Origin of the sequence: Pseudoalteromonas sp. MER144-MNA-CIBAN-0113 (assembly GCF_040308965.1) — a bacterium.
GTDB lineage: Bacteria > Pseudomonadota > Gammaproteobacteria > Enterobacterales > Alteromonadaceae > Pseudoalteromonas > Pseudoalteromonas tetraodonis.
In genome coordinates this window covers 1-266 of sequence record NZ_JBEOOG010000387.1, presented here as the reverse complement: position 1 = coordinate 266, position 266 = coordinate 1, and the positions used below count along the sequence as shown (strand labels likewise).

Below are 266 nucleotides of genomic sequence, written 5' to 3'. Positions count from 1 at the left end.
GCTTAAAATAGCGTTACCGCCAGCGGCCTTTATTTGCGTTTTTAGCCCCGCATAAATAGACGTTGCCCCAGGAAAATCTGCATTTTGATTATTAGTTCCCTGCCACGTAATACTCCAACCGCCCGATTGCTTGCCTATGTTATCGGCCGCATCACCTGCAATCAGTATATTGCTTTTTGGTTTAAGCGGTAATAAATGGTTTTTTTTTTTAAGCAGTACTAACGACTCTTGTACCGCTTGGCGGGCAATATCGCGATGTGCTGGCG

General features: G+C 45.1%; 1 protein-coding gene. It reads right to left on the bottom strand.

What is annotated here, in order from left to right:
- Positions 1-266: glycoside hydrolase family 3 C-terminal domain-containing protein (locus tag AAEY57_RS20165; protein ID WP_350608681.1), on the bottom strand; the 266-nt coding region annotated here is incomplete at both ends.